The following is a 24811-nucleotide window of genomic DNA, read 5'->3' as shown; positions in this document are numbered from 1 at the left end:
TTGTAGCGCCACCTCCGGGTGGCGTTTTTTTTTGGCGCGCCCGGTCAGTCGCTGGCGGGGGCCGGGGCGGCGGCGGGCTCCTCCGCGGCGGGTTCCGCGGCTTCCACGGGTGCCGCTGCCGCTGCTGCAGCAGCCGCTTCCGCAGCCGCCTGCGCCGCCTTCTGGTCGTTGCGCACGCGTTGCAGCGTGCGCGTCACCTCGCCGTGCTTCATGCCGTACATGTCGGCGAACTCCTGCTCGGTGCGGCCGCTGGCCTCGAAGGCGCGCAGCAGCGCTTCGCGCTTGGCGGCCTGCTGGGCGAGTTCTGCCAGGGCTTCGTCGACCACGGCGTTGTTGTTCTGGTCGCGCGAACGCACCAGCACCGCATAGGCCTCGCGGTCGAGGCCCGATGCTTCGATGGCCTTGGCGATGCGCGCCACCAGTTGCGGGCGCAGGTCTTCACCGCCGGGGTTGCGCTGCTGGCGGCGGCGGTGCAGCTCGAGGATGGCGTGGTGCACATGCTCGGGCGCGACCGGGTCGAGCGCGTTGCCGTCGAGGTCGTGGCGGGCCAGGCCGGCGGCCACGGCCTCGAGGTAGCGGGTGGAACGCGCGTGCTGGCCCATTGCGATCTTCAGGTCTTCGGCCTTGAAGTCCTCGGGGTGGCGCGCCAGCAATTCCTCGTAGACGCCGAGCTTCAGCGGCACGAAGCGCGCGCCGAAGAGTTGCGGATACAGCTCGAACAGGCGTTCCAGCACCGGGTTGACCTTGCGCGGGGCGCGCTGCGGCTGTTGCTGCTGCGGCGCCTGCGCCTTCTGTTGCTGCTCCTGGCGTGGCTGCTGGGGGCGCCGCTGGTTGTTGCGGCCGCCGCCGTTCTTCTGCCGGGGCGGGCGCGCGTCCTGGCGCTGCTGCTGCTGAGGTTGCTGTTGAGCGGGCGCCTCGTCGGTGCCGGTGTCCGTGTCTGCTCCGGCCTTCAGCTGCTTCAGCTGGTCGGCCATGTCCAGTTGCTGGCGCCGGGGAGGGCGTGCGTTCGTCTTCGGGGTGGCGGTGGAAGCGTCGGTCATGCGGGGGCGCGGTGGAATGAAATGGAAAAAAGAATGCCGGCGGTGCGCGTTCAGCGCGGCCGGAACATCCTGAAGAGATTGTCGGGGCCGACTTCGAAATAGTCGGCCGGCCCGCCGCCGCGCAGGATGGGCTGCGCCGCGGCGGTGTCGTAGATGCCGTCCTTCAGCAGGCGGCGCGCGATGTGCACGCCCACCACTTCGCCAAGGACCAGCCAGGTCTGCACCGGCACGCCGTCCACGCCTTCGAGCTGCAGGATCTGCGTGAGCCGGCATTCGAAGGACACGGGGCTTTCGGCCACGCGCGGTACCGCGATGGTCCGCGAGGCGGCGGTCTGCAGGCCGGCCAGCTCGAACTCGTTCACCTCGGGCGGCACGGCCGCGCAGGAACGGTTCATCTGCTCGGCCAGCGGGCGCGTGGCCAGGTTCCAGCCGAACTCCCGCGTCTGGCGGATGTTGTGCAGGCTGTCCTTGGCGCCGATGCTCGCGAAGCCGACGATGGGCGGCGTGTAGTTGAAGGCGTTGAAGAAGCTGTAGGGCGCGAGGTTGAGCACGCCGTGCTCGTCCTGCGACGAGATCCAGCCGATGGGGCGCGGCCCGACCATCGCGTTGAACGGATCGTGCGGCAGGCCGTGGCCCTTGGCGGGTTCGTAGAAGTGGAAGTCGTCGTTCGCCATCGATGTCCTCAGTGGCTCAGGGCCGATGCCCGCGCGGCCTGCCGGCCGATCAGCAGCCGGAACGGCAGCAGCATGAGCACGCCGACGCCCAGCTTCACCGCCAGGTCGCCGAGCGCCCAGGTGAGCCAGGGGCCGTCGGTGCCCGCGAAGGCGATGCCCCAGAACACGATGCTGTCGAGCACCGCGGCGATCACCGTGGCCACCAGCGGCGCACGCCACCAGAGGCCGCGCCGTAGCCGGTCGAACACGCCGATGTCCAGCAGCTGCGAAGCGATGAAGGCCAGCCCCGAGGCCGCCGCGATGCGCACCGGCGCGAGCAGCAGCGACACGCCCACGGCAACCGCAAAGCCCACCCACGCCACGCGCCGCGCCATGCCGGGACCGAAGCGCCGGTTGACCAGGTCGCTCACGAGGTAGGCCACCGGATAGGTGAAGGCGCCCCAGGTCAGCCAGTCGTTGATGGCGAACTGCACCAGGATGTTGGAGGCCAGCACCACCGCGGCCATGGCCAGCGTGGCCGCTGTCAGTTGGCCGAAGGTGGGGCGTTCGAAGTGCATGGCCGGCATCAGACGCTGGCGGTGCGTTCGCGTTCGGCTTCGACCAGCACGCTGTGCGCCACGGCCTCGGCCACCTTGATGCCGTCCACGCCGGCCGACAGGATGCCGCCCGCGTAGCTCGCGCCTTCGCCGGCGGGGTAGAGGCCGCGCACGTTCAGGCTCTGGAAGTCGTCGCCGCGCGTGATCTTGATGGGCGAGGACGTGCGCGTTTCCACGCCGGTGAGCACCGCGTCGTGCGTGTCGAAGCCCTTGATCTTGCGGCCGAAGGCGGGAAAGGCCTCGCGCATCGCCTCGATGGCGTAGGCGGGCAGGGCCTTGTGCAGGTCGGTCGGCGTGACGCCCGGCTTGTACGAAGGGATCACGCTGCCCAGCGCGGTGGACGGCTTGCCGGCGACGAAGTCGCCCACCAGCTGGCCCGGCGCGCGGTAGTCGCCGCCGCCGAGCACGAAGGCGTTGCTCTCCAGTTCGCGTTGCAGCGCGATGCCGGCGAGCGCATCTCCGGGATAGTCGCGCGGGTCGATGCCCACCACGATGCCCGCGTTGGCGTTGCGCTCGTTGCGCGAATACTGGCTCATGCCGTTGGTGACCACGCGGCCCGGCTCGCTGGTGGCCGCGACCACGGTGCCGCCGGGGCACATGCAGAAGCTGTAGACCGAGCGGCCGTTGCTCGCGTGGTGCACCAGCTTGTAGTCGGCCGCGCCCAGCAGCGGGTGGCCCGCATGGCGGCCCCAGCGCGCGCGGTCGATCAGGCCCTGCGGATGCTCCACGCGGAAGCCGATGGAAAACGGCTTGGCCTCGATGTGCACGCCGCGCTTGTGCAGCATCTCGAAGGTGTCGCGCGAGCTGTGGCCCAGCGCCATCACGACGTGGTCGGCGCGCAGTTCGCTGCTGGTGCCCGTGGTCTGGTCGAGCACGGTGAGGCCGCGCAGGTGGCCGTTTTCGATGCGCACGTCGGTCACGCGCTGCTCGAAGCGGATCTCGCCGCCCAGCGCCACGATCTGCTCGCGGATGTTCTCCACCACCTTCACCAGCTTGAAGGTGCCGATGTGCGGATGCGCGACGTAGAGAATTTCCGGCGGCGCGCCGGCCTTCACGAACTCTTCCATCACCTTGCGGCCGAGGAAGCGCGGATCCTTGATCTGGCTGTAGAGCTTGCCGTCCGAGAAGGTGCCGGCGCCGCCTTCGCCGAACTGCACGTTCGACTCCGGGTTGAGCACGCTCTTGCGCCACAGGCCCCAGGTGTCGCGGGTGCGCTGGCGCACGGTCTTGCCGCGTTCGAGCACGATGGGCCTGAAGCCCATCTTCGCGAGCATCAGCGCCGCGAAGATGCCGCAGGGGCCGAAGCCGATGACCACCGGCCGCGACGTGCCCTCGGGGGCATTGGCAGGCGGCGTGTAGCGCATGTCGGGCGCTTTTTGGATATGCGGATGGCCCGCATGCTTGGCGAGCAGCCCGGCTTCGAGCTTCGCGTCTGCCAGCTGCACGTCGCAGATGTAGACCGTGAGCAGCTCGGCCTTGCGCGCGTCGAAGCTGCGCTTGTAGACGTTGTGGGAGGCGATCGCGTCGAGCGGAATGTCGAGCGTTTTGGCGATCAGTGCGGCCAGCGCGTCGGGCGCGTGGTCGAGCGGGAGTTTGAGTTCGGAGATTCTCAGCATGGCGGCGTGGGGCTTGTGGTTATCAAGCAGGCCGCGCATTTTAAGCGCCCGGGGCGCTATGAAAGGGATAGCGGGTCAGGCGGGCAGGAAGCCTTCGACCGACAGATAGCGCTCGCCGGTGTCGTAGTTGAAGCCCAGCACCACCGCATCGGGTGCCAGCGAGGGCAGTTTCTGCGCGATGGCCGCGAGCGTGGCGCCCGACGAGATGCCGACCAGGATGCCTTCCTCCTGCGCGCAGCGGCGGGCCATTTCGCGCGCCGGTTCGGCGTCGACCTGCAGCACGCCGTCGAGCAGCGAGGTGTCGAGGTTCTTCGGGATGAAGCCCGCGCCGATGCCCTGGATGGGATGCGGCGCAGGAGCGCCGCCCGAAATGACAGGCGAGGCCACCGGTTCCACCGCGAACACCTGCAGCTTCGGCCACTTCTTCTTCAGCACCTTCGCCACGCCGGTGATGTGGCCGCCCGTACCCACGCCGGTGATGATCACGTCGATGCCGTCAGGAAAATCGGCCGCGATTTCCTCGGCCGTGGTGCGCACGTGCACGTCGACGTTGGCGGGGTTGTTGAACTGCTGCGGCATCCACGCGCCGGGCGTGCCGGCCACGATTTCCTCGGCGCGTGCGATGGAGCCCTTCATGCCGTTGGCGCGCGGCGTCAGGTCGAAGGTGGCGCCGTAGGCCAGCATCAGGCGGCGGCGTTCGACGGACATGCTGTCGGGCATCACCAGGATCAGCTTGTAGCCCTTGACGGCCGCCACCATGGCCAGGCCGATGCCGGTGTTGCCCGAGGTCGGCTCGACGATGGTGCCGCCGGGCTTGAGCGCGCCGCTCTTCTCGGCGTCTTCGACCATCGCGAGCGCGATGCGGTCCTTGATGGAGCCGCCGGGATTGGCGCGCTCGGACTTGATCCACACCTGCTGCCTGGCATTGCCGAACAGGCGGTTGATGCGCACGTGCGGCGTGTTGCCGATGGTCTGGAGGATGTTCTGGGCCTTCATGGGAATCTCCTTGGATCGATGCGTTTGTCGGACGGACAGCGCGCATTGTGAGACCAGCCCGAAGGCACGCCCGGGCACAGGCGATAATCCACCCCGTGAAGCACGCCAGACCGCCGCTGGTGCAAGTGCCGAAAGGCCGCACTGGAGGAACGTCCGGACTGCACAGGACAGCGCAGGAGTTAACGACTCTCCACCGTGAGGTGAGGATCAGAGCAACAGAGACGAGCCGATTGAGTTCGGGTGAAACGGGCAATCTCTGCGCGCAGCAACACCAAGTAGGCCAGTATTGAGGTGGTTCCGCTGAGCTGGCGGGTAGGTGGCATCGAGCCGTTTGGCGACAAACGGCCCAGAGTAATGGCGGTCACGCCGGAGGTTTCGCAAGAGGCCTCCGGTGCACAGAATCCGGCTTATCGGCGAGCTTCACACTTTTCTTTCCTTCCCCTTTTCCGCGTTCTCGCGCCCTCGGCCCCGGCCAAGGCGGGCGTAAGCCTTGCCGCCAGCAGGGATTGGTAGTTACCCGTACAATCGATAGCATGCTAATTAATAGCCGGCTATCGTGACCAACCCGACCACCCCCCGAACAGCGCCTGAACAGGCGATTGAACCGACGCGCGAACAATCGCTCATGCGCCTCGGCACGTCGCTCGCGGTGCTGCAGCGCGGCTACCGCGCCGCGGCCGACAAGGCGGTGGCGCACGTCGGCGTGTCGCAGACGCTGGCCTACCCGATCGTGATGCTCGGGCGCATGAACGGCGAAGTGCGCCAGGGCGTGCTGGCCGAGGCGCTGGGCATCGAAGGGCCGTCGCTGGTGCGCTCGGTCGACCAGCTGGTGGAAGCCGGCCTCGTCGAACGCCGCGAAGACCCGGCCGACCGCCGCGCCAAGACGCTGCATCTCACCGAGGCCGGCAAGGCCGTCTGCGAGCCCATCGAGGCGGCGCTGGCGCTGATGCGGGTGTCGCTGTTCGACGGCGTACCCGACGAGGACGTCGCCGCCTGCCTGCGCGTGTTCTCGGTGCTCGAAGAGCGCATGGGCGTCCGCGCCGTGCAGAGCCTGCCGCCGCAGCAGCAGCCGTCTCAGGAAGGGCGCAGGTAGTCGATGTCCGCGTTCAGCCTGCCGCGCTTCAGCCGCGCGGAGCTTCTCTTTTCCGCCAAGAGCTTCGTTGCCGCCATGCTGGCGATGTACCTCGCCAGCCGCGCCGGCCTGCCGCGCCCGTTCTGGGCGCTCATGACCACCTATGTCGTCGCCCATCCGCTGGCCGGCGCGGTGCGCTCCAAGGCGGTGTACCGCTTCTGCGGCACGCTCATCGGCAGCACCGCCACGGTGCTGCTGGTGCCCGCGCTGTCCAACGCGCCCGAACTGCTGACGCTGGTGCTCGCGCTGTGGGTCGGGCTGTGCCTGTGCATCTCGCTGTTCGACCGCACGCCGCGCTCATACGTGTTCATGCTCGCGGGCTACACGGCCGCGCTCATCGGCTTTCCTTCCGTGCAGACGCCGCTCGCGCTGTTCGACACCGCCGTGGCGCGCGTCGAGGAAATCGGCCTGGGCATCTTCTGCGCCACGCTGGTCCACAGCCTGGTGCTGCCGGCGGGGCTCGCGCCGACCGTGCTGGGCCTGCTCGACCGCACGCTGCTCGACGCGCGCAAGTGGCTGGGCGACCTGCTGCAGCCCGCCGCGCGCAGCGGCGGCAATGGCGGTAACGGCGGCGACCCCAAGCGCCTGGACGACGACCGCCGCCGCCTCGCCGGCGACATCACGCAGCTGCGCCTGCTTTCCACCCACGTGCCCTTCGACACCACGCACCTGCGCTGGACGGCCGGCGCCATCCGCGCGATGCAGGACCGCGTCGCCGCGCTCACGCCCGCGCTGTCCGCCGTCGAAGACCGGCTGCAGGCGCTGGTGCAGGCCGAAGGCCGGCTCGCTCCCGACGTGACCGCCGTGCTCGCGCAGGCCGCCGAATGGCTGCGCGAAGAAGCCGAGCCCGCCGCCGATGCGGCAACCCGCGCCGGGCGCCTGCAGGCCCTGCGCCGCGCCCTCGACACGCTGAGCGCCACGCCCGCGAACGCGCAGCAGCAGACTTCATGGTGCCGCGCGCTGCGCATCGGACTCGCGGGGCGGCTCGAAGAACTCGTCGACGGCTGGACCGCCTGCGCGCAATTGCGCCAGGACATCGACGATGGCCTGAAGGGCGCCGCGCCGCTGCGCCGCACCGCCGCGCTCGGCAGCCGCGTGCTGCACCGCGACTACGGCATGGCGCTGCTGTCGGCGCTGGCCGCCGTCATCGCCATCTGCCTGTGCGGCGCGTTCTGGATCCTCACCGGCTGGCCCATGGGCTCGGCCGCGACCATGATGGCCGCCGTCTTCTGCTGCTTCTTCGCCACCATGGACGACCCGGTGCCGGCCATCCACGGCTTCCTGAAGTGGACGCTGTGGTCCGTTCCGATCTCGGCGCTCTACGTGCTGGTGCTCATGCCGCTGGTGCAGGACTTCGGCATGCTGGTGCTGATCTGCGCGCCGCTCTTCCTGCTGCTGGGCCTGTACCTGCCGCGCCCCACGCATTTCATGGCCGCGATGGCGCTGATCTTCGGCGTGTGCGGCACGCTCGCGCTGCACGACACCGCCAGCTCCGACCTCGTGAGCTTCATCAACAGCATGATCGGCCAGATCGTCGGCGTGGTGGTCGCGGCGCGCGTCACGCGGCTGGTTCGCTCCGTGGGCGCCGACTGGAGCGCGCGGCGCATCCAGCGCGCCACCTGGCGAGAACTGGGCGACATGGCCGCGTCTTCGCAGCCGCAGTACGCGCAGAGCGACGCCTATGCCGTGCGCATGCTCGACCGCATCGGCCTGCTGGCGCCGCGCATCGCGCAGGCCGGCGGCACCGTCGAAGGCGTGGCCGCGAACGACGCGCTGCGCGACCTGCGCATGGGCGCCGACATCGCGGTGCTGCAGCGCGTGCGCGCGCAACTGCCGATGAGCACCTCGGCCGCGCTGCTGGGCGGCATCGCGCGCTTCTTCCGCCAGCGCGGCGAAGGCCGCATGAACCCGCGTCCGGCCGAGTTGCTGCCGCAGATCGACGAGGCGCTCAACGCGGTGCTCGACGCCGTGCCCGACGCGCCGGCATCCGGTGCGCCCGCCGCTTCGCGCTCCGCCGTCACCGCGCTGGTCGGCCTGCGCCGCAACCTGTTCCCCGACGCGCCGCCCGTGCTGGCCGGCGCACCCATTCAAGGAGCTTCCGCATGATCGGCGAAGCAAGTTTCTACGGCCTGTACCTGCCCTGGATCATGGTGCTGGCCCTCGGCGCGCTGCTGGCGCTGTGGGCGGTGCGCCGCCTGCTGGCCGCCACCGGCGCCTACCGCTGGGTGTGGCACCCGGCGCTGTTCGACATGGCGCTGTACCTGCTGCTGCTCTACGCGCTGAGCCGCGTCTCCTCCTGCTTCCAATAAGAAACGAGATTCCAATGAAAGCCGTACGTTCTTCCTCCGACAACCCCTGGGCCCCGCGTCTGGGGCGCGTTCTCTTCACCGTGCTGGTGGTGGCCGCCGCCGTCTGGGCCGGCCTGCGACTGTGGGACCACTACGAGCTTGCGCCGTGGACGCGCGACGGCCGCGTGCGTGCCAACGTCGTGCAGATCGCGCCCGACGTGTCGGGCCTAGTCACCTCGGTGCCGATCCGCGACAACCAACCGGTGGCCGCCGGCACGCTGCTGTTCGAGGTGGACCGCGCGCGCTACGACCTCGCCGTGCGCCAGGCGCAGGCCGCGCTTGCCGCGCAGCGCGCCATGAGCGCGCAGGTGCAGCGCGAGAACGCGCGCAACGTCGGCCTCGACGACCTCATCTCGAAGGAGTCGCGCGAGCAGACCCGCTCTCGTGTCGAGCAGATGCAGGCCGCCGTCGCGCAGGCCGAGGTGGCGCTCGATTCGGCCAAGCTCAACCTGCAGCGCGCCGAAGTGCGCGCGCCCACCGGCGGCCTCGTCACCAACCTCGACCTGCGCCAGGGCAGCTACGCCGCGGCGGGCCGCCCGGTGCTCGCGCTGGTCGATGCGCAGTCGTTCTACGTCGAAGGCTATTTCGAGGAAACGAAGCTGCCGCGCATCCACCTCGGCGACCGCGTGCGCGTCACGCCCATGGGCGGCGGCGCGGTGCTCGAAGGCGCGGTCGACAGCGTGGCCGCCGGCATTGCCGACCACGACCGCTCCACCAGCGCCAACCTGCTGCCCAGCGTGAACCCGACCTTCAACTGGGTGCGGCTCGCGCAGCGCATTCCGGTGCGCATCAAGCTCGATCCGCTGCCGCAGGGCGCGCGCCTCGTCGCGGGCCAGACCGTCACGGTGCAGGTGCTGGAGAACAAGCCGGCGCACAACGCAGCCGCATCGGCCACCGCGCCGCAGCACAAGGGATGAACGACATGACCAGCTTCGCATTCCGCCTCGCATCGCTGGCCGTCGCCGCCGGGCTCGCGGCCTGCGCGGCGGTCGGCCCCGACTACCACCAGCCGCCCGAGGCGCTGGCCAGCCAGAGCGCCGCCGGCAAGCCCTTCGCCGAGGCACCGGCCGACGCCGCGCCGCTGCCGCCGCACTGGTGGCGCCTGTACCACGACCCGCTGCTCGACAAGCTCGTAGAGCAGGCGCTCGCGCACAACACCGACCTGCGCCAGGCCGTGGCCAACCTCGAGCGCGAACGCGCCATCGAAGACGAAGTGGCCGGCGCCAGGTACCCCAGCATCGGCGTGAACGGCGGGCCTTCCTACGGCCACGTGTCGGGCCTGTCGCTGCTGCAGAAGGGCTATGAGCCGCCGAACACCTTCAACTACAGCGCGGGCGCTTCGCTGTCGTACCAGGTCGACCTGTTCGGCCAGATCCGCCGCGCCATCGAGGCCTCGCAGGCCGGCACGCAGGCGGCCGAAGCCGCGCTCGACCTGGTGCGCGTGAACGTCGCCGCCGGCACCGCGCGCGCCTATGCCGAAGCCTGCTCGACCGGCCTGCGCCTGCAGATCGCGCAGAAGTCGGTGTCGCTGCAGCAGGACGCGGTGAACGTCACCGATCGCCTGCAGCGCGCCGGCCGCGCCGGCGCCATCGACGCGGGCCGCGCGCGTTCGCAGCTGCAGCAGCTCAATGCCGCGCTGCCGCCGCTGAAGGCCGAGCGCCAGGGCGCGCTCTACCGCCTTGCCACGCTCACCGGCGCGCTGCCGCAGGACTTTCCGCGCGAGGTGGCCGACTGCACCGTGCCGCCGCGCGTGGCCGGCGTGCTGCCGGTGGGCGACGGCGCCGCGCTGCTGCGCCGCCGCCCCGACATCCGCCAGGCCGAGCGCAGCCTCGCCGCATCGACCGCGCGCATCGGCGTGGCCACGGCCGACCTCTATCCGAAGATCACGCTGGGGCTCTCGGGCTCCTCCGTCGGCCACGCCGACGGCTTCGGCCGCAAGGACACCTTCGCCTGGAGCCTGGGTCCGCTGATCTCGTGGACGGTGCCCAACACCGGCGTCGTTCAGTCGCACATCGCGCAGGCCGAGGCCGGCACGCGCGCCGCGCTCGCCAGGTTCGACGGCACCGTGCTCACCGCGCTGCGCGAGACCGAGACCGCGCTGGCCACCTACGCCCGCGAACTCGACCGCCGCACCGCGCTGCAGGCCTCGCGCGACGAAAGCGCCAAGGTCGCCGCGCAGGCGCGCCAGCTCTACCAGAACGGCCGCACCGGCTACCTCGATTCGCTCGACGCCGAGCGCTCGCTGGCCGCCAGCGAAGCCGCGCTCGCGGCCAGCGAGGCGCAGCTTTCCGACGACCAGGTGGTGCTGTTCATGGCGCTGGGCGGCGGCTGGGAGCCCGACACCGCGACCGCGAAGCAATGACCGCCGCCGCGTCACCCGAGCCGCAGCACCGGGCGCACGCGCCGCTGTGGCTGCTCGCGCTGGTGACCTTCAGCGGCACGCTGGCCATGCACATCTTCGTGCCCGCGCTTCCGATCGCCGCGGCGAGCCTGGGTGCCAGCGTCGGCGCCATGCAGATGACGGTGAGCCTCTACATCTTCGGCCTCGCGGTGGGGCAGCTGGTGTACGGCCCGCTGGCCGACCGCTTCGGCAGGCGGCCGGTGCTGCTGTGGGGGCTCGGCATCTACTGTGTCTCGGGCCTGGCCGCCGCGCTCGCGCCGGAGGTGCATTCGCTCATCGCCGCGCGGCTGTTCCAGGCCATGGGCGGCTGCGCCGGCCTGGTGCTGGGCCGCAGCATCGTGCGCGACACCGCCGGGCCGCAGGAGGCCACGCGCCGCCTTGCGCTGATGAACCTCATGGTCACCATCGGCCCCAGCCTGGCACCGCTGATCGGCGGCGCGCTGGCCACCGCGCTGGGCTGGCGATCGATCTTCCATGCGCTCTTCGGCCTGGGCGTGGTGGGCTTTCTCTTCACCTGGCGCATGCTGCCCGAGACGGGTGCGCCCGGTGCGCCCGGGTCTGCGGTGAGCGCGCGAGACCTCGCGCGCAACTACGGCAAGCTGCTGCGCTCGCCCGCGTTCCTGGGCTTTTCGGTGGGCGGCGGCTGCGCCACCACGTCGATGTACGCCTTCATCGCCTCGGCGCCCTTCATCTTCGTGGACCAGTTGCACCGGCCCGCGCACGAGGCGGGCATCTACCTCGCCATCCTGGTGTCGGGCGTGTGGCTCGGCAGCTTTCTCACCAGCCGCCTGATCTCGCGCGTGCGGGTCGACCGGCTCATGATCCGCTCCAACGCGCTGAGCGTGGCCGCGGCCTTCGTGCTGCTCGGCGCGGCGTTGAGCGGCCATCTGTCGGTGCCGCTCATCGTCGCTTCCATGTTCATGTTCACGGTGGGCGTCGGCATGGCGTCGCCGGCCGCGCTCACGCAGGCGATCAGCGTGAACCCGCAGGTGATCGGCTCGGCCTCGGGCCTCTACGGCTTCACGCAGATGGCCGTGGGCGCGCTGTGCACCGCGCTCGCGGGCATGGGCCACCGCAACCCCGCGCTGGCATCGGCCATCGTGCTGGCGGGGGCTGGCATCGTGGCGCAGCTGTCGTTTGCGGTGGCGCTGCGCGCGCAGCGGCGCGCCGATGCCGCCGCCGCCGAGACGCTCAGCGCGTGAAGAGCCAGCCGCCCTTGGGCTGGCGCATCAGCTCGTGCCGCTTCACGGCGTGTTCCTCGCCGTCGTCGCCCACGTAGACCACCTCGAAGCGCAGCAGCTTCGGCGAGACCATCTTCCAGTTCTGGATGCGCTTGACCGTCACGCAGGAGGTCTTGTCGTGGAACTGCATCTCCGTCATCGGGCCGCCCTGGAAGCCGTTGCCGTCGAACAGGCGGCCCGGCGCGGCAAAGGGGTTGAGCACCGCGCCGTTGTGCGCGGTGATGCAACCCTCGGTCCGCACGAAGGACTCGATGGTCGGCGACGCGCTGCGCACCACCTTGCTGACGGCGGGGCTCGGCGCCTTGCCGCCGATGGCCTCGCGGATGCGCTCGACCTGTTCGCCGGTGATCGGTGCGAGGCCGTCCTTCGAGATCACGGGCGGCGGTGGCGGGGCCGCCGGCGCGGGCGGCGGGGCGGGTGAGAAGTAACTGCAGCCCGTCACCAGTGCCAGCGGCACGGTGAGGGCAAGGGCGGCGCTCGGTGATCCGAACTTCATGGCTGAGTCTCCTGTCGGCGGCGCTTCAAGGCCGCAGGCTGAAAATTGCAGGCCGCGAACATGCGGTGCATCGTCGGGGGTCGTCCTCTTCCGTTCGATCGTCTTTGTCTCGTGGTTGTGGTTCTTGTCGTCGTTCAGAAGCGTTCCTGGGGTGCCAGGTAGCGCCACTGGCCGGGCTGCAGCCCCGCCAGCGGCACGCGGCCGATGCGTATGCGCCGCATCGCCAGAATCCGCAGGCCCACGTTGTCGCAGATGTGGGCGATCTGCCCCGGCTGCGCGCCCTTGAGCGCGAAGCGCAGGCCGGTCTGTTCGTCGCTCTGGCGGCCGATGCTCACCCGCGCGGGCGAGCGCTCCAGCCGCGCCAGCACCTCGGGGGCCACCGGGCCGGCCACGTCGACCATCACCTCGTGCTCGAGGATGCCGGCGTCTTCGTGCAGCTTGCGTTCGATGCGGAACTCCTGCGTGTACGCGACCAGCCCGCTGGCGCCGGTCTCCAGCGGCGTCATGCATTGCTGCCCCTTTGCATGGGCCGGCAGAAAGCGCTGCCCGGCGCGCTCGGGCTCGTGGTGGTTCGCGGCCACCAGCAGGCTGTGCGCCTTGTCGGTCGGCATGCCGGCGGGCTTGTAGAGCAGCAGCGTGACCGGAAGGATGGGCTGCGGCCTGGCGCCGGCCTCGATCTCGACCTGCTGGCGCGGCAGCACGCGCGACTGCGGCAGCATCTGCTGCACGCCGTCCACGCGCACGGCGCCGTTTTCTATCAGCAGCTCGGCCTCGCGGCGCGACACGCCGGCCATGGCCGCCACGCGCTTGGCCAGGCGGATGCCTTCGCCGTCGTCTTTTTCAGGGGCGCTTCTGTTCATCGGGCCGCATTCAGTTGCTGGATGCGCGCCACATGCGCGGCCAGCGAGCGTGCCGCCACCGGCCACATGCGCTCGGGCACGTCGTCATAGGCGATGGGGAGCCATTGCTCGGGCGTGCCGTCGGGCAGCTTCTGCATGGCGGCGGCGATCCTGGCCTCGCGCTTCAGGCGGTGCGCCTTCAGCATCGAGATGGCGGTGCGCGCGAAGCCGATCACGTAGCCGTGCGCGGGCAGGATGAATTCGACGCCGCCGGCCTCGCAGGCCGCGTCGAGCTTGTCGAGCGATTCGAGGTAGGCCGTCATGTCGCCGTCGGGCGGGTCGACCACCGTGGTGCTGCCGTTCAGAATGTGGTCGCCGGAGAACAGCAGGCCGTCTTCTTCGAGCAGCAGGCACAGGTGGTTGGCCGCATGGCCGGGCGTGTGGATCACGCGCAGCGTGTGGGTGATGGCCGCGCCTTCGGGCGATGTGCCGGAGAGCGCGAGGCGCTCGCCGTCGGCCAGTTCGCGCTCGGGCGTGAAGCGCGCCGTGGCCCGGGCGGTCGGCCGCGATGCCAGCCCGAGGATCGGCGGCCTCGTTTCCTTGCACAGCGCCTGCAGCGGCGCGGCACCGGGCGAATGGTCGGCATGCGAATGCGTGCACACGATCATGCGGATGTCGCCATGCGTGGCGCGCCACAGGCGGCCGATGTGGTCGAAGTCGTTCGGGCCCGGGTCGATGACGATGTAGCCGGTGGCCGCGTCGCCCACGATGTAGCTGTTGGTGCCGGGGCCGGTCATGGCGCTGGGGTTGGGCGCGGTGAGGCGCATCACGTTCTTCAGCAGCGCGACCGGGTGCTCGCTCTGCCAGTCGAGCGCATGCGCGATCTGGCCGTCTGGGCACACCAGCGCGAGCTCGCCGAAGGGCGACTCGTGCTCCATGTAGCGCGCGTCCTCGCCCTTGAGCAGGCCGGCGCGCGGGCAGCTGGTCCAAAGCGGCGCCTCGCCGGCACCGCCCGGAGCGCAGGCCGCGAGCACCGCATCGACGCTGGCGTAGGCGGCCATGCGCTGCAGCGTGCGCACGGTCGGGAAGATCATGAAGAAGCTGCCTGCCGCGTGGCGCGCGAGCGCATCGGCCGGGCGCACCCAGCAGGGCTCGAACTGCTCGCTCTCGTCGGCCGTGGGCGTCTGGCCCTCGGGCATGCGCGCCACCAGGAAGGGCACGTCGAAGCGCTTGGGCAGGTCGCGGTCGGTGATCCAGTGCGCGAAGGTGAACACGCGGTCGGAGTCGAGCACCAGGCCGCGCGCGGCGCACTGGTCGGCGAAGGCGGTGCCGGCCGTATCGGCGCGGTCCATCGCGGCGATGTCCGCGGCGCTCACGGGGCGGCCGTCTGCAGCATGGTGCGCGAGCAGGATGCCGAGCTCTTCGAAGGCTTCGCGAATGGCTGCGATGGCCTGCGTGCGCTGCACCCGGCTCTGCGTGGGGCGGCGGGTGGCGATGCGCTTGGCGGCTTCGTCGGCTGCGTCGATGTGGCCGCCGGGGAACACATAGGCGCCGGGTGCGAAGCTGGCGGTGGCCGAGCGGCGCGTCATCAGCACTTCGATGCCGGCGGCGGTGTCGCGCAGCAGCAGCACGGTGGCCGCCGCGCGCACGGGCGCGGGCTCGCGTGCGGGGTGAATTTGTTGGGAGGAACGGACCATGGGGGGATTATCGGGAGCAGGTGCCGTGCGCGTGTGTCGCGCATAAGCTCATGTGGATTCGGGCATGAGTGCCGCGCCACAATTCGCGCATGCACCGCTTGCCTCGAAGAAAGACTGTCATGGCTCATTCTCCCTTTTCGCGTCGTTCGCTTCTGGTGGCCGCCGCCGCCACGCTCATTTCCGCCACGGCCCCGGCCCAGTCGGACTGGCCGCAACAGCCCGTCACATTGATCATGGGCTTCCCGGCCGGCTCGGGCGTCGACGTTGTCGCGCGCACCATCCAGGAGCCGCTGTCGAAACAGCTGGGCCGCCCCGTCATCATCGACTACAAGTCCGGCGCCGCCGGCAACATCGCCAGCGACTACGTGGCCCACGCCAAGCCCGATGGCTACACGCTCGCCTTCGGCACCGCCGCCACGCACGGCAGCAATGCCGCGCTCTACAAGAAGCTGCCCTTCGACGTGGAGGCCGACTTCATTGCGGTGGCGCCGGTGCTCGACGTGTCGAACGTGCTCACCATCAATCCCGACGTGATCAACGTCAGGACCTTGAAGGAGTTTGTCGAACTGGTCAAGGCCAATCCCGGCAAGTACAACTATGCGTCTACAGGCAACGGCGCGGGCACGCACATGGCGTTTGCCGAGTTCAACTCGCGCCTGGGCCTGAACATGGTGCACGTGCCGTACAAGGGCGGGCCGGAGGCGATCACGTCGGTGGTGCGCGGAGAGACCTGCTGCATCATGAACCAGGTGCAGACGGTGCTTCCGCACTACAAGGCCGGCAAGGTGCGGCTGCTGGGCGTGACCACCGCCACGCCGGTGCCGGCGGTGAAGGAGGTGCCCACCATTGCATCGAGCGGCCTGCCGGGCACCAAGGGTTTCGACAGCTCGATCTGGTTCGGCATCTTCGCGCCCAAGGGCACGGACCCGCAGATCGTCGACAAGCTCAACGCAGCGGTGAAGGCGGTGCTGGAAACGCCGGAGATTCGCGAGCGTTTCGAGAGCCAGGGCAACACGGTGCGCATCGAGACGCCAGCCGAGTTCAAGAAGACCGTGCACGCGAATCGCGTGAAGTGGGCCGAAGTTGCCAAGGCGGCGAATATCAGCATCGATTGAGCGCTGCTGTTTCGGGGCTCGCTCACGCCGCCGGGTACTCCCCTCCGCGAATGTCCCCCGGGGCTTCGCCCCTCCTCCTTTACTTCGCTGCGGGGAGCACCCGACGCCCTGTGCACAGGGCACGCTGCCGGTTTGCGGCCGATCAACCGGTGCTCTGAACGGTCACGACGGCGGGGTGCCTTGCGCAGCGAAATAAAGGAGGAGGCCGAAGGCCGGGGGACATTCGCGGAGCAAGGTACCCCGGCGGCGTGAACGCGCCCCGAACAACGCCGCCTACAACGTCTTGGTCAGAGTAACGACGAAGCGCGCCTTGTTGGGCGAGTAGGTCTGCCTGCCGAACGCACCAAAGCCCAAGTCGACTCCCGGATTGCTCACCGCAAGATAAGAGCTCTGCTTGTTCGCTCCCTGCACGGAGCCCGCCAGCGACAACCCGTTGCCGAAGTCGTAGCTTGCGCCCACGTTGTAGTCCACATAGCTCTTGTAGCCCAGGCTTCGGATGTCGCTCGACATGTTGGTGTAGCCCACCGCCGCCTTCAGCGTGACCTTCGGAACAATCTCCTTGCTGTAGGCCAGGTTCAGGTAACCCGTGTTCGTGCCCTTCAGGCCCGAGCCGGCCTTGTTGCCCGCATAGCCGAAGTAGTCCTTCGACACCGTGTGCGAATACTTCAGCGTGAACGAGCCGATGGCCTCGTCGGTGTAGCCCGCGCTGCCGTAGATCTCCGTCGTGTTGCCCGACGAATTGCCAGGGTAGATGTATGTGAGCGCGCCCACGTCCATGTCGAACACGCCGGCCTTGAACTTGTAGCCGCCGTAGATGTCGCTCTCGATGCTGTTGCCCTTGAGCCAGTTCACGCTCGAATTCCAGTTGCCCACATAGAAGCCGCTGTCGCCGAAGGCGTAGTCGAAGCCGCCCTGTATGGCCGGCTTGAAGGCCTTGGTCTTGGCGTAGTCGTTCTTGCCCAGCATGTCCTGGTCTTGACCACGGAACTTGTAGTCGGTGGTGAACGCCACGTTGCCCGAGAGCTGCGCGTTCGCAAGCATCGGCAGGGCGGCCAGGGTGGGGAGAACGAGCACCGGCAGGGCGATGCGGATCAGATGTTTCATTGCTGGAAAAAGCCAACTTGTGGAGGAGCCGGCAGCGTAGGAGCGGGCGTCTAAAAGCCGCGTAAAAAATGCAGGCCGCGGCGCAAAAGTTTCGCCTCGGGCATCGTCATCGCGATCACGCCGGCCACCACGCACCCCAGCCCGATCCACGCCGTGGGCGCGAGCGTTTCGCCGAGGAACAGCACGCCGACCGCCACGCCGATGGGCACGCGCATGTAGGCCTGCGCGGAAGTCGACATCGGCCCCAGCGTCCTGATGAGGCGGAAGTAGATGGTGAAGGCCAGCGCCGTCGACAGCACCGCCAGCGCCAGCACTGCCGCCATTGATGTGGCCGAAGGCGCCAGCGTCCAGGGCCGGTCGATGGCGAGGCTCGCGGGCAGCAGCATCGCGGTGCCGCTCAGCAGCGAGCCGGCTGCCGGCACCATCGGGTCCAGGCCCTTGAACACGCGGCCGAACATCGCGGCGCAGCCGTAGCACACGGCCGCCGCCACCAGCGCGAATTGCGCGAGCAGCGAACGCCCGAGCCCGTTCAGTGCTTCCAGGCCGACGATCAGGCAGATGCCCGCCAGCCCGGCGCCCACGCCGAAGAAGCGCTGCAGCGTCGGCCTGCCCGCGCTGCCCAGGCCCAGCCCCAGCAGGAAGATGAAGATCGGCGAGGTCGAGTTCAGGATGGTCGCCAGGCCCGCGTCCACGCTGCGCTCGGCCCAGGCAATCAGCGTGAACGGCAGCACGCTGTTCAGGCAGGCCTGCGCCGCGAAGCGGGCCCACATCGCCGGCTCCTTCGGCAGCTTCACGCCGCGCATGCGCAGCACCGCGAGCAGCAGCGCACCGGCAACCAGCGTGCGCGCCGCGATCAGCGTGACCGGCGGGATGGTTGCCACGCCGATCTTGATGAAGGTGTACGAAGCGCCCCAGCAGGTGGCGAGCACCGCGAGCAGCGCCCATTCGAAGGCGGGGTTGACCGGGGCGTGGGTGGCGGAAGAGGGCGTCGATGCGTGCATGGTGCGCCGATCATCCCGGCGGCGGCGCACCGGCACTTCGCCCGCGGGCGAAGCGTGGATGTCGCTGTCAGTGCGGGTGGTCGTGCGGCTTGCCGCCGCCGTTCAGCAGCGTCGCCAGGTCCACTTCCTGTTCGGCCGCCGCGCCGGCGATCACGCGCTGCTCCAGCTCGTCCAGATGCTCCATCGCCACGGCCAGCGCCTTGTCGAGCGACTTGCCGGTGGTCAGCGCCTCGATGATCTGCTCGTGCTCCCGGGGCGCGCAGCTCGCGGCCTCGGCGGAGTCGTAGAGCGCCTTGTACAGCTCGGTGTTCGAAATCAGCCGCTGTATGTATGAGAGCAGCTCGTCGCTGCCCGCCATCTGCGCCAGCAGCAGGTGGAAGTCGCCGGCCAGCCGTATCGAGTCTTCGCGCCGGCCTTCCTTGAACGCCTTCTGCTCCGCCTGCACGTGCTTGCGCAGGGCGGCCACCTGATCGCGCTCGAGGTTGCCGAACAGCGTGGTGATCAGCCCCGCCTCCACGATGCGGCGCGCGCGGTAGATGCCGCGCATGTCGTCGATCGACGGGTTGGGCACGAAGGCACCGCGGTTGTGCTCCAGCACCAGCCGCTTTTCGGAGCCCAGCCGCGCCAGCACCTTGCGCACCGCGCCGCGCGTGCAGCCCAAAGCCTCGGCCAGCGCGCGCTCGCGCAGGGGGGTGCCGGGGCGCAGCTTGCCGCTGAGCAGGGCCTTGGAAACGGCGGCGTAGACGCGTTCGTCCACGTTCGCGTCTTCGGCGTCGATGGGTTCCGGGGCGGGGGAGGGCGCTGGGGTTCGGCGGGTGGCGGCAGGCATGGGCACCGGATTATTGCCTGCGGCCCGCGCCTACGGGAAAGCCCCCGGATTGACTCGGCCGGCCCGCCTCCCTACCATTCGCTCCGTTTGGTTAACCAAAATAAATATGTATGGTTGACCAAAATTAATCAACATTCCCAACCAAACCATGATTCGAGGCTCCCGATGAAATCCGTCAAATGGCTGGCAGCGCTGCCGGTGCTCGCCTTCTTCAGCGGCGGATGGCTGTCGTCCGTCGCGCCCACCTTCGTGCTCGGCATGCCCTTCTTGATGGTGTGGAACGTCAGCTGGCTGGTGCTGACCTCGCTGATCATGGTGGTCATCGACCGCGCCGAAGGCGACATCGACGCACCCGCTGCCGGAGGCACGCCATGAACGCCGCGCTGGCAGTCATTGCGCTGTTCGTGATCGGCGCGCTGGGCCTGGCGGTGCTGGCGCGGCGCGGGCGCACCATGAGCCTGGAGCAATGGGCGCTCGGCGGTCGCGGGCTGGGCGCCATCATGGTGTTCCTGCTGATGGCGGGCGAGTCGTTCTCCACCTTCACCTTCCTGGGCGCGAGCGGCTGGTCTTACAGCAAGGGCACGCCGGCCTTCTACATCCTGGCCTACGGCGGGCTGGCCTACCTCATGGCCTTCTGGATGCTGCCGGCGGTGTGGCGCTACGCCACCACGCACAAGCTGGTGTCGTTCTCGGACTTCTTCGCGCACAAGTACGACAGCCGGCCGCTCGGCGTGCTGGTGTCCGTCGTCGCGCTCATGGGCATGGTGGCGCTCTTGACCATCCAGCTGCGCGGCCTGGGCATCATCGTGTCGGAAGCTTCATACGGCTCCATCGCGCCGCAGGTGGCGATCTGGATCGGCACGGTGGTGATGGTGAGCTACATCCTGTTCTCGGGCATCCACGGCTCGGCCAGCATCGCCATCGTGAAGGACGTGCTGATCCTTGCGCTGGCGGTGTTCCTCGGCATCTACCTGCCGTGGCACTACTACGGCGGCGTCACGCCCATGTTCACCGCCATCCACGCGGCCAACCCCACTTTCTTCGAGTTTCCCAAGGAGGGCCTGAACCTCACCTGGTACAACTCGACCATCCTGCTGACGGCGCTGGGCTACTACCTGTATCCGTTCAACCTGACCTCGGTGTATGCGGCCAAGAGCGCCAGCGCTGTGCGGCGCAACACCATCCTGATGCCGCTGTACCAGGTGGTCATCGCCTTCCTGTTCCTGGTCGGCTTCGCGGCCATCCTGCAGGTGCCGGGGCTCAAGGGCTCGGAGGTCGACCTGGCGCTGTTCGGCCTGGTGAAGCACACCTTCGACCCGTGGTTCGTCGGCGTCATCGGCGGCACAGGCGTGCTCACCGCGCTGGTGCCGGGCTCGATGATCCTGCTCACGGCTTCCACCGTGATCGGCAAGAACGTCTACAAGGAAGGCTTCGCGCCCCATGCCACCGACAAGCAGGTGTCGCGCGTGGCGCGCGGCGTGCTGCCGGTGTTTGCGCTGGTGGCGGTGTACTTCGTGCTGCGCGGCGGCACCACCATCGTGGCGGTGGCCATCTTCGCGTCCAGCCTGCTCACGCAGCTGCTGCCCTCGCTGCTGTTCAGCCTCATGAAGAAGCCCTTCGGCAACAAGCATGCAGCCTTCGCGGGCATCCTGGCGGGCGGCGCGGTGCTGGGCTTCATGATGACCACGGGCTCGAACCTGGGTACGCTGTTCCCCGCGGCGCCGGTCGTGTTCAAGTCGCTCAACACGGGGCTCGTGGCGCTGGCGACCAACGCGCTGGTGTTCGTGCTGGTGGCGCTGTGCACGCCGCGCATCCTGCCGCGCGGCGCCGCGCCGCAGCCCGCCTGATGACTTTCAAGGAACCCGTCGCCATGTCTTCGCTGCTGATTCGCAATGTGCGCCCCATGGGCGCTTCCCCGGTCGACGTGCTGGTGCAGGAAGGGCGCATTGCCGGTGCCGGGCCCGCGCTGGCCGCGCCCGCAGGCGTTGCCGTCGAAGAGGGCGGCGGCGCCTTGCTGCTGCCCGGCCTCGTCGAAGGCCACACCCACCTCGACAAGACCATGTGGGGCATGGACTGGTACCGCAACGAGGTCGGCACCAACCTCACCGACAAGATCGAGAACGAGCGCGCCTTCCGCCACGCGAGCGGGCACGACGCCGCCGCGCAGTCGCTGGTGCTGGCCAAGGCCTTTCTCGCGCTCGGCACCACGCGGCTGCGCACGCACGTCGACGTCGACACGCAGGCCGGCCTGCGCCACCTGGAAGGCACCCTGCGTACGCGCGAGGCGCTGCGCGACGTGCAGCAGATCCAGGTCGTCGCCTTCCCGCAGTCGGGCCTGCTGGGCCGGGCGGGCACGGCCGAACTGCTCGACCAGTCATTGGCGATGGGCGCCGACGTGCTCGGCGGCCTCGACCCCTGCGCCATCGACGGCGACCCGGTGAAGTCGCTCGACGTGCTGTTCGGCATTGCCCACAGGCACCAGCGCCCCGTCGACATCCACCTGCACGAGCCCGGCGCCATGGGCGCCTTCTCGCTCGACCTGATCCTGCAGCGCACCGAGGCGCTAGGCATGCAGGGCAAGGTGGCCATCAGCCACGGCTTCTGCCTCGGCGACGTGAGCGAACGCGAGCGCGACGCGCTGCTCGCGCGCATGGCCAGGCTGGGCGTGGTGCTGGTCACCAGCGCGCCGCCCTCGCGCACCGTGCCGCCGCTCATGGCCTGCCGTCAGGCCGGCGTGACGGTGGTCGGCGGCAACGACGGCATCCGCGACACCTGGTCGCCCTACGGCAACCCCGACATGCTGGAGCGCGCCATGATCATCGGCCTGCGCTACAACCTGCGCCGCGACGACGAGATCGAAGCGGCGCTCGACACCGTCACGCACGCCGGCGCGCGCGGCTGCGGCTTCGAGGCCTATGGGCTGGTGCCCGGCAACCGCGCCGACCTGGTGCTGGTCGATGCGCAGACCGTCGCGCACGCCGTGGTCTCGCGGCCCGTGCGCAAGCTGGTGGTGGCGGGCGGCCACATCGTGGCGCGCAACGGCGTGCTGCAGGCCGACGTGGCAGCCTTGTGAGGGCAGCGCGAAGTCGTGACGCAGGCGTCGCCTTTGCGGTAGTGATCGTGCTGGTGGCGCTCAACCTGCGCGCCTTTCTCACGTCGAGCAGCCCGCTGCTCGAGCCCATCCGCCTTGCCACCGGCATCGGTTTTCATGCGGTGGCGCTGCTCACCGTGCTGCCGATGTTCGCGATGGGGGCCACGTCGCTGTGCGGCGCGGCGGTCGGCCAGCGCATCGGCCCGCGCGGCGGTGTCGCGCTCGGGCTCGGAGCCATCGCGCTGGCTTGCGCGAGCCGCTATGTGGCGGGCGGCGCGGCTGCGCTGCTGTGGAGTGCGGCGCTCGCGGGCGCGGGTGTCGGGCTGGTGCAGGCGCTGATGCCCGGCGTGGTGAAGCAGGCCTACCCGGCGCGCATCGGTGTGATGACCGGGCTGTACTCCGCCGCCATCATGGGCGGCGGCGGGCTCGGCGCCATCGCCAGCCCGTGGGTGGCGCATGCAATCGGCGGCGCACGGCCCGACTGGCACGCGGGCCTTGCCATATGGGCCCTGCTCGCGACCTTCGCGCTGCTGTATTGGCTGAACATGCGGCGCATGGAATTCACCGTTGCCGACGCGCCGCGCCAGAACCTCTCGTGGCTGCGCTGCTTCGCAAGCCGCCGCGCTTGGCTTCTGGCTGCGTGCTTCGGCTTCATCAACGGCGGCTACACCAGCCTCGTCGCATGGTTGCCGCACTTCTACGCACAGCAGGGCTGGACCGCCCAGCAGGGCGGCTCGGTCCTCGCGCTGATGACGGCCGCACAGGTGATTGCCGCGCTTGCCATGCCCGCCATCGCGCGCAGCCGGGGGCGCGATCTGCGGCCCTGGCTGGCGCTCACGCTCGCCGCGCAGCTGGCGGGCTTTTGCGCGCTGACCTTCGGTGCGCCCGTGCCGGCCGCCGCCATCGCGGTGGTGCTGGGCTTCGGCCTGGGCGGTGCCTTCTCGCTGTGCATGGTGCTGGCGCTCGACCACCTGGCCGACCCCGCGCAGGCCGGCGCGCTCGCCGCCTTCATGCAGGGCGTGGGCTTCATGATCGCGGCGCTCGCGCCCTTCGTTACCGGCTGGGTGCGCGAGCACACCGGCGGCTTCACGATGGCGTGGGCCTACCTGGCCGCCGTGGTCGTGGTGCTGCTGCCGCTGATGCTGCGCTTCGATCCACGCCGCTATGCCGCTGCCACAGCCGGGCTGTTCGGCCCGCAGCCGCAGCCGCGCCACGGCGCTGCCCATCCAATTGCCGCACTCGACAGCGCCACGACCGGAAAGACCTGAGCACCACCATGTACCAACAAAAATTCATGCAACGGGCACTGGCCCTGTCGGCACAGGCATTGACCCAGCCCGGCACCGAGCCCTTCGGCGCCGTCGTCGTGAAAGACGGCGCGATCGTCGGCGAAGGCTTCAATCATTCCGTCGCGCACTCGGACCCGACCTCGCACGGCGAGGTGGAAGCCATTCGCGACGCCTGCCGCAGGCTGGGCACCGTCGACCTGTCGGGCTGCGAGCTCTACACATCGTGCGAGCCCTGCGCCATGTGCGCGGCGGCCATGCACATCGCGGGCATCGCCAGGCTGTATTACGCGGCGTCGCTGGCGCAGTCCGGCCAGGCCTTCGAGGGCGTGACCGTCGAGGCGCGGCACCCCATCGACGTGGAGGCGCTGCGCGCCGAGGCCGGTGCGCCGCTCGACGAACGCCGCGTGCCCGCCGAGCAGAAGCTCGATGGCGAGGCCGTTCGCATCCTTGCGGAGTGGGCTGCGACGCGGCGGGCAAGGTAGAGCAAACGTATTCGGCATGCCCCGGTCCATGCGAACCTCCGGTCTCTGTAGCGGGCCGATGCATCGCACTACACTGCGGCCATGCAAGCAAAGAAGGAAGCTCCGCGCAGCCTCCAGCCCGTGGTTGAACTCCGCAAGGAGGGCGCTTTCTATGCCTATTCGGTTCGCGCTCCCCGCTACAAGGGCGTGATACCGCCCAGCTCATACAGCAACGGCGGCTTTCCGACGCTTGCCGATTCCCTGCTCGACGTGGCGCGGGCGCTGGGCGGCAACTTCCATCGCATCTATGTGCGGCTCGACGGCTACTGCGTCGGCGAGCGCGACATTGCCGAGCTGCAGGAGGCGCCCGAGAAAGTCGCCGCTGCGCTGAGAGCCGATTGCCTGGCCGCCAGCGCCGCCGAGCAGGCCAGCGCCCTCGTGCTGGAGTCGGAGCGCCTCCCCGGCCACTAGCGCGTCGCGCCGCAACGGCGTGGTGCAGGAACCGTCCTACCCACGATTTGCGTCTTGTTCGGCATCCAGCGTCGCGATTGCGCAGAAAAACCGCGTCATGGCTACCTACGAGTCCGTCCTGCAGGAGACCGGCCGCTTCGAGGTCGTGGATGCGCGCGAGCGTTCGCACACGGTCATCGAGAGCACGGAGTGCCTGGTGCGCGTGAGCATCTCCAAGCGCTATCCCACCATCAAGGGCGCGGTGAGCTACAAGCTGCTCGACGGCACACCCCTGCGCCGCTCGAAGCGGGGCTTTTTTGACACCATGGACGGCATGAACCGCTTCTTTGTCGTGAACGCGGTGGAGACGCCGGAAGAGTCGGTGTGCCGTTGAG

The 24811-nt window shown here is 69.5% G+C and carries 25 protein-coding genes and 1 other RNA gene; 15 read left to right on the top strand and 11 right to left on the bottom strand.

Annotation, left to right across the window (positions count from 1 at the left end; genetic code table 11):
* Positions 1–44: 44 nt before the first annotated feature.
* From C4F17_RS14910 to cysK, 5 genes are all read right to left on the bottom strand, one after another.
* Complete coding sequence (locus C4F17_RS14910) at positions 45–1040, bottom strand: ProQ/FinO family protein (RefSeq protein WP_081271392.1); 996 nt, start codon at positions 1038–1040, stop codon at positions 45–47.
* A 50-nt stretch (positions 1041–1090) separates the two neighbouring features.
* Positions 1091–1714 carry a flavin reductase family protein gene (locus C4F17_RS14905; RefSeq protein WP_106935745.1) on the bottom strand — a complete coding sequence of 208 codons (624 nt, stop codon included), beginning with the start codon at positions 1712–1714 and terminating at the stop codon, positions 1091–1093.
* Positions 1715–1722: 8 nt separating this feature from the next.
* Positions 1723–2280: a VUT family protein gene (locus tag C4F17_RS14900; protein WP_081271390.1), complete on the bottom strand. Its 558-nt coding sequence runs from the start codon at positions 2278–2280 to the stop codon at positions 1723–1725.
* Positions 2280–3926 (bottom strand): NAD(P)/FAD-dependent oxidoreductase, encoded by a 1647-nt coding sequence (locus tag C4F17_RS14895; protein ID WP_106937562.1) that lies wholly within the window; start codon positions 3924–3926, stop codon positions 2280–2282. Before C4F17_RS14895 ends, C4F17_RS14900 begins: the two co-directional genes overlap by 1 nt.
* Positions 3927–4001: 75 nt before the next feature.
* Entirely contained in the window at positions 4002–4922 is a 921-nt protein-coding gene (gene cysK / locus C4F17_RS14890) for a cysteine synthase A (protein ID WP_106935744.1), read from the bottom strand.
* A 97-nt stretch (positions 4923–5019) separates the two neighbouring features.
* On the opposite strand from cysK, the gene rnpB reads away from it, so the two are divergent.
* From rnpB to C4F17_RS14855, 7 genes are all read left to right on the top strand, one after another.
* Positions 5020–5348, top strand: an RNA gene (rnpB, locus tag C4F17_RS14885) — RNase P RNA component class A.
* 199 nt (positions 5349–5547) lie between these two features.
* Positions 5548–6015, top strand: coding sequence for a MarR family winged helix-turn-helix transcriptional regulator (locus C4F17_RS14880; RefSeq protein WP_106935743.1), 468 nt, complete (start codon positions 5548–5550; stop codon positions 6013–6015).
* Between the two features lie 3 nt (positions 6016–6018).
* Positions 6019–8160, top strand: coding sequence for an FUSC family protein (locus tag C4F17_RS14875; RefSeq protein WP_106935742.1), 2142 nt, complete (start codon positions 6019–6021; stop codon positions 8158–8160).
* Positions 8157–8363, top strand: coding sequence for a DUF1656 domain-containing protein (locus tag C4F17_RS14870; protein ID WP_081271386.1), 207 nt, complete (start codon positions 8157–8159; stop codon positions 8361–8363). The genes C4F17_RS14875 and C4F17_RS14870 overlap by 4 nt, the downstream gene beginning before the upstream one ends.
* Positions 8364–8377: 14 nt before the next feature.
* Positions 8378–9319, top strand: a complete 942-nt coding sequence (locus C4F17_RS14865; protein WP_106935741.1) for an efflux RND transporter periplasmic adaptor subunit — start codon at positions 8378–8380, stop codon at positions 9317–9319.
* The gene (locus tag C4F17_RS14860; RefSeq protein WP_081271384.1) at positions 9316–10764 is read left to right on the top strand and encodes an efflux transporter outer membrane subunit; all 1449 of its coding nucleotides are present in this window, start codon (positions 9316–9318) and stop codon (positions 10762–10764) included. The genes C4F17_RS14865 and C4F17_RS14860 overlap by 4 nt, the downstream gene beginning before the upstream one ends.
* Positions 10761–12005: a multidrug effflux MFS transporter gene (locus C4F17_RS14855; protein WP_106935740.1), complete on the top strand. Its 1245-nt coding sequence runs from the start codon at positions 10761–10763 to the stop codon at positions 12003–12005. The genes C4F17_RS14860 and C4F17_RS14855 overlap by 4 nt, the downstream gene beginning before the upstream one ends.
* Here the strand turns inward: C4F17_RS14855 and C4F17_RS14850 are convergent.
* The 3 genes from C4F17_RS14850 to C4F17_RS14840 form a co-directional block, all read right to left on the bottom strand.
* Complete coding sequence (locus tag C4F17_RS14850) at positions 11995–12540, bottom strand: hypothetical protein (protein WP_106935739.1); 546 nt, start codon at positions 12538–12540, stop codon at positions 11995–11997. The genes C4F17_RS14855 and C4F17_RS14850 overlap by 11 nt on opposite strands.
* Before the next feature lie 134 nt (positions 12541–12674).
* Complete coding sequence (locus C4F17_RS14845; protein WP_106935738.1) at positions 12675–13400, bottom strand: RNA pseudouridine synthase; 726 nt, start codon at positions 13398–13400, stop codon at positions 12675–12677.
* The gene (locus C4F17_RS14840) at positions 13397–15076 is read right to left on the bottom strand and encodes an MBL fold metallo-hydrolase (protein WP_106935737.1); all 1680 of its coding nucleotides are present in this window, start codon (positions 15074–15076) and stop codon (positions 13397–13399) included. Before C4F17_RS14840 ends, C4F17_RS14845 begins: the two co-directional genes overlap by 4 nt.
* Before the next feature lie 119 nt (positions 15077–15195).
* On the opposite strand from C4F17_RS14840, the gene C4F17_RS14835 reads away from it, so the two are divergent.
* Entirely contained in the window at positions 15196–16191 is a 996-nt protein-coding gene (locus C4F17_RS14835) for a Bug family tripartite tricarboxylate transporter substrate binding protein (protein WP_106935736.1), read from the top strand.
* A 273-nt stretch (positions 16192–16464) separates the two neighbouring features.
* Here C4F17_RS14835 and C4F17_RS14830 read toward each other — a convergent pair whose 3' ends face one another.
* The 3 genes from C4F17_RS14830 to C4F17_RS14820 all read right to left on the bottom strand — a co-directional run bounded on the left by C4F17_RS14830 (position 16465) and on the right by C4F17_RS14820 (position 19125).
* A complete protein-coding gene (locus C4F17_RS14830; RefSeq protein ID WP_106935735.1) occupies positions 16465–17295 on the bottom strand; it encodes a TorF family putative porin in 831 nt (276 codons plus the stop codon).
* A 50-nt stretch (positions 17296–17345) separates the two neighbouring features.
* Entirely contained in the window at positions 17346–18296 is a 951-nt protein-coding gene (locus C4F17_RS14825; protein ID WP_106935734.1) for a DMT family transporter, read from the bottom strand.
* Between the two features lie 67 nt (positions 18297–18363).
* Positions 18364–19125: a GntR family transcriptional regulator gene (locus C4F17_RS14820; RefSeq protein WP_106935733.1), complete on the bottom strand. Its 762-nt coding sequence runs from the start codon at positions 19123–19125 to the stop codon at positions 18364–18366.
* 165 nt (positions 19126–19290) lie between these two features.
* On the opposite strand from C4F17_RS14820, the gene C4F17_RS14815 reads away from it, so the two are divergent.
* The 7 genes from C4F17_RS14815 to C4F17_RS14785 all read left to right on the top strand — a co-directional run bounded on the left by C4F17_RS14815 (position 19291) and on the right by C4F17_RS14785 (position 24810).
* Positions 19291–19500, top strand: coding sequence for a DUF3311 domain-containing protein (locus C4F17_RS14815; RefSeq protein WP_081271377.1), 210 nt, complete (start codon positions 19291–19293; stop codon positions 19498–19500).
* On the top strand, positions 19497–20972 hold the full coding sequence (locus tag C4F17_RS14810) for a sodium:solute symporter family protein (protein WP_106935732.1): 1476 nt from the start codon (positions 19497–19499) through the stop codon (positions 20970–20972). The genes C4F17_RS14815 and C4F17_RS14810 overlap by 4 nt, the downstream gene beginning before the upstream one ends.
* A 23-nt stretch (positions 20973–20995) precedes the next feature.
* A complete protein-coding gene (locus C4F17_RS14805; protein WP_106937561.1) occupies positions 20996–22198 on the top strand; it encodes an amidohydrolase family protein in 1203 nt (400 codons plus the stop codon).
* A 41-nt stretch (positions 22199–22239) separates the two neighbouring features.
* Positions 22240–23484, top strand: coding sequence for a cyanate transporter (locus tag C4F17_RS14800; protein WP_234382106.1), 1245 nt, complete (start codon positions 22240–22242; stop codon positions 23482–23484).
* A gap of 8 nt (positions 23485–23492) precedes the next feature.
* A complete protein-coding gene (locus C4F17_RS14795; RefSeq protein ID WP_106935731.1) occupies positions 23493–23987 on the top strand; it encodes a nucleoside deaminase in 495 nt (164 codons plus the stop codon).
* An 81-nt stretch (positions 23988–24068) separates the two neighbouring features.
* Positions 24069–24437 carry a hypothetical protein gene (locus tag C4F17_RS14790; RefSeq protein WP_106935730.1) on the top strand — a complete coding sequence of 123 codons (369 nt, stop codon included), beginning with the start codon at positions 24069–24071 and terminating at the stop codon, positions 24435–24437.
* Positions 24438–24534: 97 nt separating this feature from the next.
* Positions 24535–24810 carry a hypothetical protein gene (locus tag C4F17_RS14785; protein WP_081271372.1) on the top strand — a complete coding sequence of 92 codons (276 nt, stop codon included), beginning with the start codon at positions 24535–24537 and terminating at the stop codon, positions 24808–24810.
* Position 24811: the final 1 nt, after the last annotated feature.

It is taken from the genome of Variovorax sp. PMC12, from assembly GCF_003019815.1.
In the GTDB taxonomy this organism is placed as follows: Bacteria; Pseudomonadota; Gammaproteobacteria; order Burkholderiales; family Burkholderiaceae_C; genus Variovorax.
The sequence above is the reverse complement of the archived record's forward strand: the minus strand, read 5'-3'. Positions and strand labels throughout refer to the sequence as shown.